14 protein-coding genes are annotated in these 18,928 nt (G+C 46.4%); 2 read left to right on the top strand and 12 right to left on the bottom strand.

The features are described 5' to 3' along the window. Positions 1 to 195: 195 nt before the first annotated feature. The 5 genes from QUE34_RS25935 to mdtM form a co-directional block, all read right to left on the bottom strand. A complete protein-coding gene (locus QUE34_RS25935) occupies positions 196 to 462 on the bottom strand; it encodes a putative Se/S carrier protein (RefSeq protein WP_103253462.1) in 267 nt (88 codons plus the stop codon). Next, on the bottom strand, positions 459 to 1,226 hold the full coding sequence (gene yjiL, locus QUE34_RS25940) for a putative 2-hydroxyacyl-CoA dehydratase activator YjiL (protein WP_103253463.1): 768 nt from the start codon (positions 1,224 to 1,226) through the stop codon (positions 459 to 461). The genes QUE34_RS25935 and yjiL overlap by 4 nt, the downstream gene beginning before the upstream one ends. Before the next feature lie 9 nt (positions 1,227 to 1,235). Continuing rightward, a complete protein-coding gene (locus QUE34_RS25945) occupies positions 1,236 to 2,387 on the bottom strand; it encodes a double-cubane-cluster-containing anaerobic reductase (RefSeq protein WP_103253464.1) in 1,152 nt (383 codons plus the stop codon). Between the two features lie 115 nt (positions 2,388 to 2,502). Then, the gene (locus tag QUE34_RS25950; protein WP_001037418.1) at positions 2,503 to 3,783 is read right to left on the bottom strand and encodes a DUF445 domain-containing protein; all 1,281 of its coding nucleotides are present in this window, start codon (positions 3,781 to 3,783) and stop codon (positions 2,503 to 2,505) included. A 40-nt stretch (positions 3,784 to 3,823) separates the two neighbouring features. Next, positions 3,824 to 5,056 (bottom strand): multidrug efflux MFS transporter MdtM, encoded by a 1,233-nt coding sequence (mdtM, locus tag QUE34_RS25955; protein WP_103253465.1) that lies wholly within the window; start codon positions 5,054 to 5,056, stop codon positions 3,824 to 3,826. 479 nt (positions 5,057 to 5,535) lie between these two features. Here mdtM and QUE34_RS25960 point away from each other — a divergent pair, with 479 nt between their 5' ends. Then, complete coding sequence (locus tag QUE34_RS25960) at positions 5,536 to 6,492, top strand: Rpn family recombination-promoting nuclease/putative transposase (protein WP_105268513.1); 957 nt, start codon at positions 5,536 to 5,538, stop codon at positions 6,490 to 6,492. Between the two features lie 241 nt (positions 6,493 to 6,733). Here QUE34_RS25960 and QUE34_RS25965 read toward each other — a convergent pair whose 3' ends face one another. Beyond that, positions 6,734 to 8,143 (bottom strand): aminotransferase-like domain-containing protein, encoded by a 1,410-nt coding sequence (locus tag QUE34_RS25965; protein ID WP_105268514.1) that lies wholly within the window; start codon positions 8,141 to 8,143, stop codon positions 6,734 to 6,736. Positions 8,144 to 8,319: 176 nt separating this feature from the next. Between QUE34_RS25965 and QUE34_RS25970 the strand changes: the two genes are divergently transcribed. After that, positions 8,320 to 8,484, top strand: coding sequence for a DUF1127 domain-containing protein (locus tag QUE34_RS25970; protein WP_103253468.1), 165 nt, complete (start codon positions 8,320 to 8,322; stop codon positions 8,482 to 8,484). Between the two features lie 61 nt (positions 8,485 to 8,545). Here the strand turns inward: QUE34_RS25970 and QUE34_RS25975 are convergent, their stop codons facing one another. From QUE34_RS25975 to QUE34_RS26000, 6 genes are all read right to left on the bottom strand, one after another. Beyond that, the gene (locus QUE34_RS25975) at positions 8,546 to 9,805 is read right to left on the bottom strand and encodes an N-6 DNA methylase (RefSeq protein ID WP_241232062.1); all 1,260 of its coding nucleotides are present in this window, start codon (positions 9,803 to 9,805) and stop codon (positions 8,546 to 8,548) included. Between the two features lie 2 nt (positions 9,806 to 9,807). Beyond that, complete coding sequence (locus tag QUE34_RS25980) at positions 9,808 to 10,386, bottom strand: restriction endonuclease subunit S (RefSeq protein WP_046081324.1); 579 nt, start codon at positions 10,384 to 10,386, stop codon at positions 9,808 to 9,810. A 790-nt stretch (positions 10,387 to 11,176) separates the two neighbouring features. Continuing rightward, on the bottom strand, positions 11,177 to 14,440 hold the full coding sequence (locus QUE34_RS25985) for a type I restriction endonuclease subunit R (RefSeq protein ID WP_103253469.1): 3,264 nt from the start codon (positions 14,438 to 14,440) through the stop codon (positions 11,177 to 11,179). A 94-nt stretch (positions 14,441 to 14,534) separates the two neighbouring features. Next, on the bottom strand, positions 14,535 to 15,899 hold the full coding sequence (locus QUE34_RS25990; protein WP_103253470.1) for a restriction endonuclease subunit S: 1,365 nt from the start codon (positions 15,897 to 15,899) through the stop codon (positions 14,535 to 14,537). Continuing rightward, positions 15,889 to 17,508, bottom strand: coding sequence for a type I restriction-modification system subunit M (locus QUE34_RS25995; RefSeq protein ID WP_103253471.1), 1,620 nt, complete (start codon positions 17,506 to 17,508; stop codon positions 15,889 to 15,891). Before QUE34_RS25995 ends, QUE34_RS25990 begins: the two co-directional genes overlap by 11 nt. 63 nt (positions 17,509 to 17,571) lie before the next feature. Further along, positions 17,572 to 18,738, bottom strand: a complete 1,167-nt coding sequence (locus tag QUE34_RS26000; protein ID WP_103253472.1) for a restriction endonuclease — start codon at positions 18,736 to 18,738, stop codon at positions 17,572 to 17,574. Positions 18,739 to 18,928 lie beyond the last annotated feature (190 nt).

Genomic DNA, 18,928 nt, shown 5'->3' on the forward strand with positions numbered 1-18,928 from the left:
TTATTTCTCTATGCATAATTATGTTTTAAGTATAATATAATGTTTATTGTATTTTAGACGCGCAATAGCAAGGTGCTATCAAAAATCGCTCATTTTGTGGACGGGAAATATTTCACGGCAGGCGAGATATTTAATACAACTTCCTTCATGCAGGATTATGTGCAGCCAAATATCCGGGCGTTATATTTAAAGATCTTATTGCCTGGTTGACGCTTCTGAGTCGTAATGCACCACGCACTGCCAGTTGCTGCCCTGCTGGCAATATATCGCTTCGGTCTGCCCAGGGATCACCCATTGTATTTCCTCGCCGGGCAGACAGGTCAGCCAAATGCATAACCCGCAGCCGCCGCGTAAATCACGGGGAATATCGCTGACGCGAAAAGTCATGCCCGCTGCCTGCAACGCCTTGCGGGTATGTATGACGCCGACCGTGGAGTGAAATAAAAATAAAAACTCTTTCATCGGCGTTTTCTCACTCGTTGACCAATTACCGCTGCGCCAATTGCGCCAGCAAATTGCGCATCAGGATGGGTATTTACCGGCATTCCCAGGTGAGTTTCCAACATCCGGGCAAACGTCTGGCAATGACTAACGCCACCAGTAAACAGAATCGGCGCTTCACAGGAGAGACGAGCAATGAAATTGGCACTCCGCCGCGCCATCGCGTTAATCACTCCGGCGAGAATCGCTTCTGGCGCGACGCCCGCTGAGCGCAGGCTGATCACTTCCGATTCGGCAAACACTGTGCACATACTCGTGATGGCGTGCGGCGTGATATTTTCGGTAATGCTGTCGAGTTGCTCGACGCTGGTGCCAAGCGTGCGCGAGATCACCTCCAGGAAACGTCCGGTGCCCGCCGCGCATTTGTCATTCATCAGGAAATCGCACAGGTTACCGTCGTCATCAAGCTGAATCACTTTGCTGTCCTGACCGCCGATGTCAATTACCCCGCGCGTTGCTGGCGCAAGAAACCGTGCGCCCAGCCCGTGACAGGAGATTTCCGTCACCTGTTTATCGGCAAAATCCACCAGTTGCCGCCCGTAGCCGGTGAGCGTCAGAAACGGCGTTGTTTCTAACCCTTCGCGCAGAGTTTCCCAGGCTTCAGTAATTGCTGTTGCCGGGCGAAAGGGGGTTGGAACGAGGAAACGGCGCGTAATCACGCCGTCTGCCAGTAAGATCCCTTTGGTGGCGGTTGAGCCGGAATCAATGCCAATCGAATATGCCACTGCCACTCCTTACAGCATCTCAATAAAGGCCGCGACACGGGTGCTGAGCTGCCCGACATCTGAGGTGGAGTAGTCTGTTTCAATAGCGATATAAGGAATGTTGTGCTGCTGACGCACATGACGTTTAATCGCCAGCGATTCCACCGCATAGGTATGGCACGCCTGCAAAATCACATCAACTACGCCATCGACCTGATATTCTTCCACCATCTGGCTGAGCATTTTCAGGCGCTGATCGTTCGGCGAAACACAGGAGCAGCCAATCGCCAGATATTTATCCGCCAGCGCGTCGTAGACATCGCCCGTTTCTGCCACGCATTGCTCGGTCGCTTTCGCCCCGGTGCAGTTTTCATAACCGACAACCCAGCCGCCATTCTCTTCAATCGCGCGCACCACTTTCTCTGCTGCGCCGCCAATTGGGCAGCCGGTGATTAAAATGCGTGGACGCGGGTCCAGTCGCTGGCCTTCTTCCCACTGCTGACGAACGCGGGCGGTCATTGCATCCAGTTCGTCAACCAACGCCTCTTTATCGAACCGGAAGGTTGCGCCGTAGACCACTTTCAGAATGTCGCTGCCGCTAAGCGCTGGAGGATTTAACTGCCCAAGATGATAAAAATTGGCCAGTGCGCGACGTTCGCGGTTTTTCAGCGCAATGGCATCGCGCAGAGCATCTTCGCTAATCTCGTGCCCAAAACGTTCTTCTACCGTTTTTTGCAAGCGCAGCATTTCTGCTTTCCATAACGCGCGTGAGGCATCGTCATCAACGCTGTTTGGCAACTGCATCACATGAACGGGCTTAAACTCCGCCATGTATTCATACATTTTCTTTTTGCCGTCGCAGGTGGTTTCACCGACCACCAGATCAGAAAAGTAGAAATAGGGGCATTTATCGGTTTTGCCGAAGCCATAGCTGCTTTTAATCAGCGGGCAGAGGTTGCGCGGCAGATCTTTCTCGGCTTCTTCAATGGTTTCATCAGAGGTGGAACAGAGCGAAACCACAACCGCGCCGGCTGCCATCGGGATCTCTTGCGGCATAAAGGTGCAGTAGGTGCCAACCAGCGGAATGCCGCGCTCCTTGAGATCCATGACGGTGAGAAAGCCTTTCTGGCGAGCTTCAGAGAACTGATCGAAAATAGCGGGTAGATCGGTGACAAGTGACATGATTTTCCTTCCCCGTACCACGGGAGATAATGAAAAGAGGCCACATTATTACCATTCTTTTAGTGTGGTTTATTTGATCTCTCTCGCGGTTAGCCACTTAGTTTTTCATGGATTTCTAAAAATTGCCGAGGGGAAACAAGGCCGGGAGCTGCGACAGCAAATATAAAATCAGCCCAATACATCCGCCAACCAGCGTACCGTTAACACGAATAAACTGCAGATCTTTGCCGATATTTAACTCGATTTGCCGCGACATATCCCTGGCATCCCAGCTTTTTACCGTATCGCTGATGTGGCGCGTCAGGAATGCGGAAAACTCAGGCGCAACGCGGTGCGCGGCTTGTTCCAGATGACTATTTAACGACGCCCGCAAGGCATCATCGGCAATTAACGTTTCGCCAAACCATTGACCCGCTCGTGCGATACGTTCTTTCACACGAGAATCTTCACTGTTGATATCCGCTTTCAGCCATTCCCGTAAATCCCCCCACAATTCACTGAGATAGCGGTTAAAAGCTTCATCTTCTTTCAGATAGCTTTTTACGGCATCGGCTCGCGCTGCCATTTCCGGATCGTTTTTCAGCTTGTCGATCAGGGCGAAGGTGGCGCGATCAAACGCATGGCGGATCTGATGCGCACGATCGCGACTAATATCATCAAGCAAAGAATTCACCGCGTCAGAAACTAACTCCGCGCTATGTTCGCCCAGCCATTCAGTGGGCAAAATTTTGGCTTTTAGCGGATGCTCGCTCTCCAGCCAGCGAACAATTTGCTGGGCGATAAACTTGCGCGATTTATCGCGCTGAAGCAGGGCGATCAACTGTGCGATCAGCGTATCCAGCAGCACCTGATGGCGATCGTTTTTGGTCATACTCTCCAGCATCAACGCACTGGTGCCGGAGAGATCGACCTTATCAATCGCCCGATGGACTGCGCGCTTAAGCAGGCGCTGAATGCGCGCATCATCGGTCAGTTCAAGAAAACCGCTCATGATCTGCAACAGATGCTGACCAACGCGGCGGGCGTTTTCCGGCTGACTAAACCAGTTGCCAATCAACAACGCCGGTTCGTGACGCCGAATCAATGCCACCAGCGACTGGGTATCGAGAAATTTTTCCTGCACGAACTGGCCGAGATTTTCACCAATCCTGTCTTTATTACGCGGGATAATCGCCGTATGACGAGAAATGATCGGAATCGGCACGCGGCGAAATAGCGCCACCACCGCAAACCAGTCAGCCAGCGCGCCGACCATCGCCGCTTCAGCAATCGCCTTCACGCCGCTCACCCAAAAATTGGGCGGCAAAAACAGCGTAACGACAAAGGTAGCAGCGGCGATAAGCAGTAAAGAGAGCGCCAACCTTTTGGCGCGTCTGAGTTCGATGAGTTTATTCATAACGTTAAGAATAGAGCCTGACGGCAGGATCGCGCAAAAATCACCGCTCCTCCACCAGCTCGGCAGCCTGATGTTGGCGCACGCGATTGAGCAATCCCGCCAGGGTGAAAACGACGATAACGCCCGCCACAACGGCTAACAGATGAAACGGCAAGCGACCGCCGTTAAACCACAGCCAGCGGCCGATTTCGACCGAGACCGACATCACCATCAGGATCACCATATTTAGCGATGCGGAGACGGTCCCTTTCGGTAAGTTATTGGAAAACAGCGTAAAGCGGAATAAGGTCGGGAAAATCAAACCAATCCCGAAAGCATACAGACTGGTGCCCAGCACCGACCACAGCCAGACATGCGGCGACAGCAGATTGCCGACAATCAACAGAGCGAGGCCGACCAGTTGAATAGGTACGGCACGCCAGATAAACCGCGGTTCGGTCGGATCTTTAACAAAACGCGCCACGATGGCATTCGCGACAATCACCGCACCGAACACCGGAACCTGTGTCCAGGCGAACTGCGAAGTTGTTAAGCCGCCTGCATCGATAAGGATCACCGGCGAGACAGCCACCCAACTCATCATCGGGATATAGCTTAAAGAGATGGTTGCTGCGCCAAAGAGGAACAGACGGTTGCAAAAAACGTTACGAAAATCGCGCAGTACGCTTTTGGCGCTAAACGGAACCGCGCCGCGCTTTACTGTCTCTGGCATCGCCAGCAGTAAGCCAACAAATGAGATAAAACCCATAACCGCAATGATGGCAAAAAGGACTTTCCAGTGCACAAAGTGCATCAGAGCTGCGCCGGAAAGCGGGCCAATAATCGGCGCAATCAGTACGATGGAGGTGATAATCGCCATCAACTTGATCCCTTTTGTCTGTCCGAACGCTTCCTGCACCGTGACATAACCAACGGTAGCAATAAAACAGATACTGGTGCCCTGAATTGCACGCGCGATAAGAAACTGTGTCATAGACGTGGTGAACATTGTCGCAGCGCAGGCAAGGGTAAATATTAGCGCTCCGGTAATCAGCACCGGCCTGCGGCCAATCCTGTCGGAAAGCGGCCCCAGCAGCCACTGTAACGCCATACCGCCAGCAAGATAGAGACTGACGGCAGCCGGGGCCAGACTGACATCGGCGTTAAAATCACGGACCACATTAATGATCCCAGGCTGGATCAGATCCGTCGACAGATACGCAGTAAAGTCATACAAAATCAACGCCATCGGGAAAAACAGCGTGGCGGCATGGCGGGCAAAAAAACGTGGCATAACAAACAACTCCTTGTCCGGAGAACCCCAACGGGGAAAACGAAATTCAATACCGTCGGTAATGACGAAAGGCAGGTGAGAAGGGCAACGAGACTGCAAATGTACTGAATTTCATGTAATCAACCACACTGCCTGTGCTTATACAGACAGAGAAATACTTTCTGAGTTCTGGTCAGAATGTATAACGATTACAAATAGTCATCAGCACATTACACCTCTTGAATTGATGGGTTGCATAGAAAATATACACCTTAAGTGTAATTAAAATTTGCGGTTAATCAAAAGAGCGCGGTGGAAAGGGGAATATCTGCCGGGTACAGGACATGTAAAAACACGAGCCTGTTTCCGGAAAAATGTATCGTTTGCAGAAGAATAAAAATAGCCTGGAAAGCCACTCGGGGAATGGGAAATTGCCGGGTGAGAATGGTTTTGTTAGTCGCTAAAGTCAGGCCATCTTTTTCAACAGGTGATGGATCGCCATGACAAACTTCACGACCAGCACGCCGCATGATGCATTATTTAAAACCTTTCTCACGCACCCTGACACTGCGCGGGATTTTATGGAGATTCACTTACCTAAAGATTTACGTGAACTGTGCGATCTCGATAGCTTAAAACTGGAATCCGCCAGCTTTGTCGATGAAAAATTGCGGGCGCTACATTCCGATATTCTGTGGTCGGTAAAGACCCGTAAAGGAGATGGCTATATCTATGTGGTGATTGAACATCAGAGCCGTGAGGATATTCACATGGCTTTTCGCCTGATGCGATATGCCATGGCGGTGATGCAGCGCCATATAGAGCATGATAAACGCCGACCGCTACCGCTGGTCATTCCGATGCTGTTTTATCACGGTAGCCGTAGTCCTTATCCCTGGTCTTTGTGCTGGCTGGACGAATTTGCCGACCCGACTATCGCACGGAAGCTTTATACCGCCGCGTTCCCGCTGGTGGATATCACTGTCGTGCCAGACGACGAGATTGTGCAACACCGCAGAGTCGCCCTGTTGGAGTTGATCCAAAAGCATATTCGCCAGCGCGATCTAATGGGGCTTATTGATCAACTGGCAGTATTACTGGTTACAGGGTGCGCTAATGACAGCCAGATAACTGCGCTGTTAAATTACATTTTACTGACTGGCGATGAAGCGCGTTTTAAGGCGTTTATCAGCGAACTTACCAGGCGAATGCCACACCACAGGGAGCGAATAATGACAATTGCAGAGCGAATTCATAATGATGGATGGCTGTTGGGAAGGGAGAGGGGGAGGAAAGAAGGGAAAGTAGAAGGGGAACGGAGCCTCCTCCGATTGTTGTTGCAGAATGGGGCCGATCCTGAATGGATACAACGATATACCGGACTTTCGGCAGAGCAAATGCAGGCATTAGATCAGCCCTTGCCTGAAAGCAAGCGTGATCCATGGATCGAGTACTAATCAGAGACGGATGACAAACGCAAAGCTGCCTGATGCGCTATGCTTATCAGACCTACATTTTCTCTACAATCTATTGAATTTGCGCGGTTTGTTGGCAGGATAAGGCGTTCACGCCGCATCCGGCATGAACAAAGCGTACTTTGCTTAATTCAGGCTGGAACGTGACGATGACCCTGCAAAGATAAAACGAGTCACACGCGATTCGTGAGAGGAAATCAGGCGCTTCGCCACTATTTCGAATTCATTCCATTGCCCGATACACGGCCTCGCCAATTTGCTTCAGTGCTTCGCGATAGGTTTCGCTGAGCGGTAAAGCGCAGTTGATGCGTAGACAATTACGGTATTTGCCGGAAGCCGAGAAAATCGAGCCTGCCGCCACCTGGATTTTCATGCGGTACAGCTGTCGCGCAACGCAGACCATATCGACCTGTTCAGGCAATTCTATCCACAGTAAAAATCCGCCTTTCGGGCGCGTAATACAGATTTCGCAGGGAAAATATTCCCGTATCCAGCAGGTATAAAGCGCCAAATTGCGCTGATAATTCTGCCGCATCCGCCGAATATGGCGATGATAGTGACCTTCCAGCACAAACGTTGCCGCCGCCATTTGCGTGGACGGCACATTAAAGCTGCTGATGGCGTATTTCATATGCAGCAGTTTATCGTGATAGCGCCCCGGTGCGACCCAACCCACGCGCAGGCCTGGAGCAATACTTTTACTGAACGAGCTGCACAACAGCACTCGCCCGTCGATATCCCAGGAATGAATGGTCCGCGGGCGCGGATACTCCGTCGCCAGTTCGCCGTAGACATCATCTTCAAAAATCACAATATCATGACGCTGGGCGAGAGAGAGAACGGCCCGTTTGCGTGCGTCCGGCATAATAAATCCCAGCGGATTATTACAGTTTGGCACCAGAATGATGCCTTTAATCGGCCACTGTTCCAGCGCCAGCTCCAGCGCTTCAACGCTGATGCCAGTTTCTGGATCGGTTGGGATTTCAATCACTTTCACGCCCATGCCGCGCAGCATCTGCATCGAACCGTAATAACAGGGGGATTCGACCGCGACAATATCGCCCGGTTTACACACCGCCATTAACGCCATCGACATCGAATTATGGCAGCCGCTGGTGATGATGATGTCATCGGCGGTGACCACCGAGCCGCTGTCGAGCATCAGGCGGGCAATCTGCTCGCGCAATACTCGCTGACCGGCTAACAAGTCATAACCGAGAACGGTTTGCAGATTATGCTGTACCACCCGGCTTAGCTCCCGCCAGAGTGGTTTCAGGCTGGGCGTTTCGACATCCGGCGTGCTTTTGCTTAACGGAACAATGGAACTGTCGCTATGCGCTTCCAGCATATCCAGCACCTGATCCCACTGGGTAATTTCCACCGGGCGCTGCACCGGACGCGTCATTGGTGGCACTGGCGGCTGGGCTTTACGTTGTGCGACAAAATAACCCGAACGCGGCTGCGGAGTGATGAGCTTCATCGTCTCCAGCGTCTGATACGCCTGCTGCACGGTGCTGATACTGACGCCGTGCTCCTGACTTAAGCTGCGCACCGACGGCAATTTCTCCCCGTGACGATACAGCCCTTGCTCAATCCGTTCGGCCAGTCTAGCCAGATGTTGATAACGCGTCATGCTGTACTCCTTATTTGGACCATACAGAGAGAAAAACCGGTACAGATGAGGCTAAAAAACCGGATGCAGATGTTGTTTTAACCTGTCTGTATGTTAAATAAAACTGATATTTGCATCTGTATTGTGAACTGCCAGAAGGCGGATGATGAAGCCTCTGAAAGATGAGGAGGCAGCAGATGGAATTTCACGAAAACAGAGCTAAACCGCCGTTTATCGGCCTGGTGCAACTCTGGCAGGCGGTGAGGCGTTGGCGGCGGCAAATGCAGACCCGACGCGTGTTACAGCAGATGAGTGATGAGCGGTTGAGAGATATTGGGTTACGCAGGGAGGATGTGGAGTGAGGGGGCAATTCCCCTTCCCGTGCAGGGAAGGGGGGAGCTTAGCGTGGCGTTTTGCAGCAAATTATTCATTTTTTGGTGATAATCTGGATATAGTGTGAATGAAATCATAATGTAAATCCTGTAATTTACTGCTGAGGTATTTTTGATTGTCTATTAATTGTTCTATTTCTGGTATTTCTGTTTCTTCTTTAAAATATAATGCTGCTGACAAGTTATAATCATTATCAGCAATTTCTGATTTTGTAACAATCTTCGATAACTTATTATTTTCACGTTCAGTAAATAAATGAATTATAAGATCGTTGTTGAAGGTTGTTTTATCTCTTGCATCAATGAATAGGATGTCGTCATAGTCATTTTGCTTGCGTAGTAGCAAAATGCTTGTTGGTACATAAGTGTTTTTAAAAATACCTTTCGGTAAAAAAATAATGGTGGAAATATGCCCTTTCTCAATAAATGATTTACGTATTTCTTGTTCTTTTCCACTTCTAAATAAAATGCTGTCCGGCATGATGATAGCAGCGCATCCATTATTTTTTAGTTTGTAAATGCAGAATTGTAAAAATATAAAATCAGCATTTGAAACAGGTGGTTCTCCATAAATGCAAATTTTTTTTTGCATATTTTCAGGTATTTTTAGAGAGAAAGGGGGGTTGGATAAAATAATATCAAATTTTTCAGGTAGATTATTATCGTTAAAATATGGCGTCGTAATATTTAAAGGATTATTTCCGGTTGCGAGCATTTTTAATTTTGATATTTTAGCTCTTTCTATGATGCTTTCAGTACCATATATCATGACATTTTTATTAAACATTGCAGAAATGAACTCACCTGAACCACATGCAGGATCATAAAAAATATCACCATCTTGGATATTGACTATTTTACTCATTAATTCAACCAACTCATTAGGAGTATGATGCCTTTGAGATAGAGGTCTTAGTTGCTCAATATTCGAGGTGATTATATTAATAATATCTATTTTAGAGAATTTTTTGTGATGATAATCGTAACAAAGGTGTTGAAATATATTTGATATATATTTATTGACATCCATGTTAGAGGACTTTATATGAAAGATTATATCTGAAAAAATATAAGAAAACTCATCCCATGTTACTTTGTTTTTATTTAATGACGGCGAGTGTCTGTAAATATGTTCAATATCCATTTCACTTACTGATATAATTTTCTTGGCAGAGTCCTTATGTAAATAAGTTAGTACAGTAGCTTCAAAACAAATAAGCATTTTCTGGTATTTATCCAGGGAATTGCAGGGGATAGATTGTAATATGCTTATAAATTCTTGTATTTTCATATTTACTCTCCTTTGTAGATTAACTTATTGATTGTTGCATGACACAATGCAGAACCATTTTCTATTAAACTACATAAGGTCTCTTTTTGTTTTGTCCACATGTTATGAAGGTTAATAACTTCATATTGAATATCCAATGATGGAATCGGTAATGTTAATGTTGTAAGTTTTTTTATGCTAAGGTTTGTAACCAATCCGTTACCTTGTAGTTCATTTATCAGATTAATACCTTTCGGTGCATTTAGAAAATATAACAAATACTCTGGAGTGATCAAATTGCTATTAATTCTTATAATGGCAATTTGATTCGTTGTAGTAACTGCAACATTATTTTCGTTATCTATCATCATTGCTGCTATCCTTTCGCCTCTTAAAGGTAAAAGAATATCATTTGTTTTTAGGTTGAATTTTAGTTTTTCTTCTGAAAGATCTGCAAAAGGAAGTGACGAGAAATCACCAAATATGCCTGCCTGTATATCTTTTATCTGAATAAGTTTGATGCAACCTGTTGCAGCTTCAGCTTTGGTACGAAATGAGTGTCCACCAAAAACATATGCTATCTCTGATAGATTTTTCATAATCATTTGGTCTCATGTTTGAAATCAACGGAAAGATGAATACCCATAGAGGTATTTGCTTTTGACAGATCCTCTAACTGAAATAATAGGATATCATCATCAGACACTAAATGTGATAAAATTGTTATCAAAAACAAGCAAATAACTCGGTTTAACCCTTTCTTTTTCCTCATGGTGTGGCTCCTTCTAACTTTCAGTATCGTATTAAGTAATTTTTCAGTAAGGTAGCGTACTGCTATGGGGTTGTCACCCTGCACTGCTTAATTTTTTTGGAGAGCATCAGATTAATGTTATGTGTTATGTTTGAAAATTTTATAACTAATTGATTTTTTTTATTTTTTTTAATGGTGTGATATCTGGAAAAGTAGTTAATACATGATGACTTTACAGTCATGATTTTTTCCGCTAAAGATCAGACGACCAATTTTGTGCGTTATATGTTTTAAATTTATTAACTTAAGTTAAGTTGATGTAATGCGATGTGATGCGATGTGATGTGATGCGATGTGATGTGATGTGATGTGATGTGATGTGATGTGATGTGATGGTTGTGTTGTGTTTTGGTTGTGCTGCGATAAATGAAATTATGCACGGATCTGTTATGAATGGATAGAGTCTGTATTTGTTAAGCTCAAAAGGAGAATGGTATTTTTACCCATAATGTGAAAATACTTATATTTTTAATGAGTTAGCGTGATTTTTTTAACTATGATTTATAGATATTGTTATGATGTTTTTACCATATTTATAAATGAGTAAGCCGAATAATTATTGAATTATCCGGCCTTCATAATTAATTTAAAGCACTCATATGGTGTTCTTTAAAATTCTCTGCCTGTGCCAGCACACCCATATAAACATCATCATTCGCTACTGGCGGGAACTTATGCTTGTGTAGAAGCAGAATAAGTTCAACTTTCAGTTTCGCTTTAATATCATCGCGTTTACTCCAGTCAGGATATTTCGATGTGTTGTCAACCACGCTTTTCATCTCTTTTGCCAGTGACAGCATTTTTTCATCGTCATAGGTGAACTGATATTTATCGCGCATATGAGCAAGAATGTCGAAAAAGGCTTTTTCTTCAATATCAATGCCTAAGTCGGCCCAGGTACCCATTTCGGTTTTAATATCATAGATAATATCGGTCATTTCCTGACTGAATGTATCGAATTCTTCACCGTTGAGTACATCATCTTCTCGCCGCTCATTATAACGATCTATAATCGCCTGGAAGCGGCGGGTGAAGTTAATCCCTTGCAACTGGTTCACTTTCTTGAAGTCGCTGATTGCTTTTTCCAGTAATTTTTGTAATAACTGGATCTTCGTTGCCGGAAGTTTGATCTTGTTAATTCGCGCCAGATAATCTTCGTCAAAAATATCGATGGATTCCGCTTTTTTATCGCCAAGAAAATAAATCTCTTCTACGCCATCAGCTTTTAACGCTTCTGCAATCATTTCGCGAACGCGTGCATTCATCTGGGTAACATCCGGTGCGTCACCTTTCGTCAGTTTGAAAACAATTGAACGAACAGCAAGATAATAGTGAATATAGTCACGTTCTGTCTGTGATAATGCTTCGCTGCCGCAGCAGACGTCGTAGGCGGCTTTCATGCGTTTAACCAGTCCCATAAAACGACGTTCAACTTTCTGGGTACTCAGAACGAATTCCGCCGCGCGGTTGAGGCAGGATAATTGCGCTTGTGGCTCACCACTAAAATAATCCCGACTGTCAAATTCGTAAAAGACTTGCCCCAACAAATCGAGATGGTTTTTAACTTCGATTACCGATTGCTGAATATCTTCAAAGTTGGTGGCATCAATGCGGGAATACATTGCCAGTGCCTGGTTCATCTGACTTTTAATGCCGATGTAGTCCACCACTAACCCTTTACTTTTGCCTTCCAGTTTACGGTTAACGCGAGAAATGGTCTGGATAAGGTTATGTTTTTGTAAGGGCTTATCAATATAGATGGTATCCAGTTCAGGAACGTCAAAACCGGTCAGCCACATATCAACAACAATGGCAATTTTGAAATTCGATTTAGCGTTTTTGAACTGCTTATCCAGCTCTTTACGATATTCTTTTGTGCCCAGTAAATCATAAAGCGCCTCGTCGTCATCTTTACCGCGCGTCATGACCATCTTCACCATTTCAGAAGGCGGTAACTCTTTTTGCTCCTGTTCTGTCAGGACGACGCCATCGGGGGCTTGCTTCACTTCATACCAGGCAGGGCGAATAGCTTTAAGCTGACGGTAGAAATCCCAGGCAATTTCACGGCTGGCACAAACAAACATGGCTTTGCCTTTTACGGTGGAACCTTCGGCTACGCGTTTTTCATAATGTTTAGCAAAATCTTCCGCGAGGGCTTTTAACCGATCTTCATCACCCAGTACCGCATTCATGGTTGCGGTGGCTTTTTTGCTTTCGTCGATTTGCCACTCATTGGTGCCTGCGTTTGCGCACTCTTCGTAATACTTTTCGACTTCTTCCAGTTTGCTGGAGTCCAGGATCACTTTAGCCGCACGGCCTTCGTACACGATGCGTACAGTGATTTCATCCTGAACGGATTCGGTCATGGTGTAACTGTCGATCACCTCACCGAAGACATCGAGTGTTGCGTCAATCGGAGTTCCGGTAAAGCCAACATAGGTGGCGTTTGGCAGTGAATCGTGCAGGTATTTCGCAAAGCCATAAGTTTTGCGCACTTTTCCGCTTTCTTTATCGACGATGACTTTCTGGTCGAGGTTAACCTGGCTGCGATGTGCTTCGTCCGAGATGCAAATGATATTGCTGCGTTCAGAAAGGAGTTCGGTGTCTTCGGTGAATTTATGGATCGTTGTCAGGAATACACCGCCACTATTGCGTCCCGCCAGTTGATTACGCAAATCTTCACGGCTGGTAACAGGAACGATGGTGTCGTCGCCAATGTAATTTTTGGCATTGCACATTTGCGCAGAAAGCTGATCGTCCAGATCGGTGCGGTCGGTGATCAAAACAATGGTCGGGCTGGCAAACTCCACGCTCTTCATCAAAAGACGCGTTAAAAATTGCATGGTGTAACTTTTGCCACAGCCCGTTGCGCCAAAGTAGGTGCCGCCTTTACCGCTACCGAAAGGTTTACGCGCTTGCTTGATGCTGTAATAGAGTTTGCGGGCGGCATAGTACTGCGGATAACGGCAGCAAATTTTTACTTCGTGCTTGGCTTTATCCGGGAAGCAGATAAAGTTTTTAATCACATCCAGCAGACGTACCGGATGAAACAGCCCCTGAATCATTGAGTGCAATGACGGAATTCCGTCCTGTTCACGGTTTTCATTACCGGTGACTTTGCGCCATGAGTAAAAATATTCATAGGGCGCAAACAGGTTGCCCATCCGGTTATTAACGCCATCGCTAATAATGCAGAGCGCGTTGTAGATAAACAGTTGCGGAATATCCCGGCGATAGCGTTTACAGAGCTGCTTCCAGGCATCGCCAATACTGGCATCCTGCTCGCGCACCGCACTTTTAAATTCAAAGACGACCAGTGGCAGACCGTTGATATAGAGAATGCCGTCAGGAATACGAGTCTGATTATCTTTACCAGAGATTTTAAGCTGGTTAACAATCTTAATCCGGTTAAGCGGCGGATTAATATAGGAGGGCGGGAGTTCCGCCGCCTGTTGCAACGGGACATCTTCGGCGTCAAATATCTGGCGCAGTGCGGCAGGTAGATGCCGGGTGTCGAGCAATTCAATATAGAGATCTTTTTGTTGCCGATCGTCGCGTTTGAACAGAAAACCATTTGCCAGCCAGCGACAAAATGTTTTGTTGCTTTCATAAAGATCGGAAGCGGGGAGCGTGGTGAACTGTTTGATCAGTCGCTGAATCTCTTCTTCAGTAATGCCATCAGGCTGGTAGCGTGCCGCTAAATAATGACGGAGATCGTCTTCGATAATGACCTGATCGAGACTTGAACGTGGGACATTATCGCCGATCAGGTGTTGATATCCCTGATCCTGTAACAGTTCAATGATCGCTTGTTCTAATTTTGCTTCACTGAAAGAGAGACTCATATCGCGCTCCAACCCTGGCTAATTTCTGGTAAGCATTCCCGTATCAGTAGAAAACCTTACCAGAAAGCCCCTGATTTTACAGGGGCAAAATGCGTTATGCGGCTTCTGTATCGGTGGTGAGATCCGGAAGATCTTCCAGGGATAGCTCGCCGGAGATGAGTTTCGGGAGCAGGGTGTCGCGGAGGGCTGTCAGGGATTTGTTTTCCAAATTACAGAAATACATTTTATCAAAGTAACTACTGACTTTTCCTGAAAATAAGCTCATTACAGCAGGTGTTGGTATTGCAATATAAAAGCTATCAAAGCAGCTATTCTGTACCCGTTGGCGGCCGGATGAACCGATCATGTTTTGTATTGCATGTAACCTGAAATTACTTTCTCGGGCTAAACAAGCCACATACAAATAATGTACTTGAGGAGTACCTCGCATCACTATAAATTCAGTAGAGCCAAACGCAGTCTCTTTTTCATCTAAAAAATCAACAAATCCTGTTTTACCATTTTCTAGGCATGGAGTTATCCGAGCGAATAAAGTATCGTTATTTTGGAATTTCGCTCCCCCTGAATATGGCTTTTCAATAATATCTGATATTGAATATCCTTGAGTAGGTAAAGATTTCATATCAACATACTTTGCGATTTTATTTTTTGGTAATTTTAGACTAGGATTTATATTTATGGATTTTGCTACAGACTTCAGCGTCCAGCCCTTTGGCACCCAACCCAACTCCGTTTCTTCAAATTCACTTGGGAAAAGCGAGCGAATTTCCGCCGGAAGCGGTTTAAAATCTGTACTATTACGTACTTTTTGACGCAATTCGGTACGAGATTGCAGGGTTTCCGGGATTGGATTTCCTGCATCCAGAGCGTTATCAATCACCGGATCAAAATCCACAAACCAGGATTTGAACAGGGTTTGGGACATTTTTTCCAGGGTTTGATTTATTTTATCATTAGTACTTATCCTATTATCAATAACTCTTAATTTTTTAGAAATAATATTTCTTATATTTAACTCTGGGTACGGAATTTTTAAATTTTTAATGCTTTTTAAACTAATTGTTTTTTGTACAGCACCGACAGCCATGTCGTTAATTTGTTGTTGTACAAAAGGAGATATTAAAGCATAATATAGATAGCTATTTTTTTCATTTGGGATAATAAATGCAGTGTTTTGCCCTAGGCAAAATTTTTCATTTTTTGAAACGTAGGATATGTTCCCATATGAGCCTACTCGGGAAATAATGAGATCTCCAATCTGTGGAGATCGTCCTTTTGAAAAGTCCTCGTATATATCCTTTGTGACTCTCTTTGTATTCTTTAAATCTAATTCACCATTTTTAATATCGACAACACGAACCATTGGGTAGCCGGTTTCTGTGTAATTGGGGGTTTTATGTCTAGAGTCGATTACCTCGGCCACATTATCTAATAAAATTAGTTGAAACTTACTCCCCATAACCCAGCGCCTCCAGATTCTGGCGAATCGCACGATCCAGTTCTTCCGCCTGCTTCATCTGCTCAAACAACGTCTTCGACAATTCATGCATTTTCGTCTCAAATGCCACGCCGTCTTCTTCCTGCTCGGCTGCACCCACATAGCGGCCCGGTGTCAGAACGTAGTCGTTATCTTTAATATCTTGCAGGGTCGCAACTTTGCAGAAGCCTGCCTGGTCTTCATATTTTTCCAGCTTGCTGTCACCACGCGCAATCCGCGCAGCCAGTTCTTCCGGCGTGCTGCGCCAGGCATGGTAGGTATCGGCGATTGTGGCAATATCTTCCGTCGTTAACTCTTTAGTTGTGCGGCTAACCATGGTGCCGAGGTTACGCGCATCAATAAACAGCGTCTCGCCCTGACGATCACGATAACCTTTGGCCGGATCGGCAGCCTTCGATTTGGTCATAAACCATAAACACACCGGGATCTGCGTGGTGTAAAACAACTGTCCAGGTAGGGCGATCATGCAGTCAATCAGATCATTTTCGATCATCTGTGCACGGATCTCGCCTTCGCCGCTGGTGTTAGAACTCATCGATCCGTTTGCCAACACAAAACCTGCTGTGCCGTTAGCCGACAGCTTGGAGAGCATATGCAAAATCCAGCCGTAGTTGGCGTTACCGGTTGGCGGCATACGATAACCGGCAAAACGTGGATCTTTGGTTAATTCGGCTTCATTACGCCAGTCTTTCAGGTTGAACGGCGGGTTCGCTAGAATGTAGTCGGCTTTCAGGTTCGGGTGCTGGTCGCTAAAGAAAGTGTTTGCCGGGCGTTCGCCGAGGTTAGCTGAAAGACCGCGAATAGCGAGGTTCATTTTTGCCAGTTTATACGTCGTGGCTGTCAGTTCCTGACCATACAGCGCGATATCACGACTTTTACCCTGATGGCTCTCGACAAACTTCACTGACTGCACAAACATCCCCGCCGAGCCGCAGCACGGGTCATAAATTTTGCCCTGGAAGGGTTCGAGCATTTCTGTTAACAGTGTAACCACACATTTTGGCGTGTAGAACTCACCACCGCCTTTGCCTTCAGTTGCGGCAAACTTACCGAGGAAGTATTCGTAAACGCGTCCGACCAGGTCTTCTTTCGATAACGTTTCAACGTCAGTTTCGTGTGCCAGCGTTTCGATGTTGTCGATGGTATCAATCAGTGACGCCAGTTTTTTGGTTTCCAGATTCTGACGGCTGAAGTAGTTGTCTGGCAGCGCGCCTTTCAGGGTTGGGTTACGTTTCTCAATGGTCGAGAGGGCGGTGTCAATACGAACCGCAATATCGTCCTGTTTGGCATTTTGTTTGATAAATGACCAGCGCGCCTCTTCCGGCAGGTAGAAAATGTTGTCCTGCTGGTAGAACACTTCCATCTCAAGGAAGTCAGCTTGCCCATCGGCAATCATTTTTTTGCGGCGTGCTTCAAACTTATCGCTGATGAATTTCAGGAACACGAGGCTCAACACCACGTGCTTGTATTCGGAAGACTCAACGCTACCGCGAAGTTGGTTTGCGGTATCCCATAATGTTTCTTCAAAGCCTTTCTTTGCTTTGGCTTTTTTAGTTGGTGCTTTGGCCATGATGAACTCTGTTCAGATAAATTGGGTCGCTATTGTAATGGTAGAGACGGCAGATTTCGCCCTTTAATCCATCTCCAGCTCATCAAACAACTGCAAATCTACATCCAGCAATTCCACTGCATTGCTGCGGCGAATGCCGACGTTATTTTCGATTAACAGTTCCAGTAAGCGATCGCCGTCGATAAGCGTAATGGGCGCTGCCCCCGGAAAGAGCGCCGCTTCTGCACATTTCGCCGCAAATTTCCCGGTGGTGATGAGCGTACCGCGAATGGCTTTGTGGTAAGGCAACGCCCCGCGCAACTGGTCGATATACGGGCGAGTGATAGTGTTCTGCATTCTTTTGACCTGCACCACTTCTGTAATGGTGGTGATGCCGACCTGCACCTGACCAATCACGTCCACGCCTTTATCGCCTGAGGCTTTGGTCACTTCGACCTGCTCGTAGCCCATTGCTTCCAGTAATTGACCGACCAGTTGCTCAAATTTGTACGGGTTCATCGTGCTGATTTGCTCGCGCAGCAGCTCTTTTTGCTGCTCGTTGTAGCGTTTCACCGCTTCCAGCAGCTCTTTACGCGGATCGCTTTTTCGTGCCGGCAACGCTTTTCCAAGCCAGGCGCGCCCGGTATCGGTGATGCGATAGCTCATACCTTCGCGAGTAACCATGTCACGGTCGATAAGATTATAGAGTCGGGAGTAGAGTGTGCTTTTCACCGAACTGGCAGACGCGAATTTTGAATGTTGATGCAAAAAGGCCTGCCATTCCGGCAATAAATCGGCGCGGCGCGACATTTCACGGCCTGCCAACAGTTCAAGAAGTTGCAGAATGCCTTCCTGATCGTCCAGTGAACGCAGCGTTTTTTCGTCATCTTGCAGGAATTTTTGCCCGCGCGAGGTGGGCTGCCAGGTATCGTCTGGCGTGCTTTCCATCAGCTCAAACTGGGGATAGTTAAGGAATAAGTAGCAGCCGTAGCTGTGGCGCGGGTTCAATATGTGATTATCGGTATCCCAAATACGACGGGCGATGTCGGCATCTTCACCCGTTAAGCGTTCGCTGATCCACAGGTCAGGTTCCGACCAGTCAACGGGTTTTTGCGGCGTTCCGGTTTGCTCGTGAATGGCAGTAATCATATTGCGCACCGCTTTCAGGGAATAGCCTGATACGGCTTTCATCATAGCCTTAACTTGCGCATAGGTAGGAAAAAGCGGAGTAATAACTTTGTAGTTTTTCACGGTAATCCCTTAACGACAGCGAGGTGCTTAGTGTGCCATGTCAGGCGAGAAATTCTATTGGATGAATCAAGTCCAACTCACACATTGTCAATTTCATGGTTGATTATCCAAAACGTGATGCTATTTCCAACATCAACGCTATAATTGCAGAATGATTGTAGATACATTTTTGTATATACAATTAGGGATG

The organism is Escherichia sp. KS167_9B (genome assembly GCF_030295215.1).
Taxonomy (GTDB): domain Bacteria; phylum Pseudomonadota; class Gammaproteobacteria; order Enterobacterales; family Enterobacteriaceae; genus Escherichia; species Escherichia coli_F.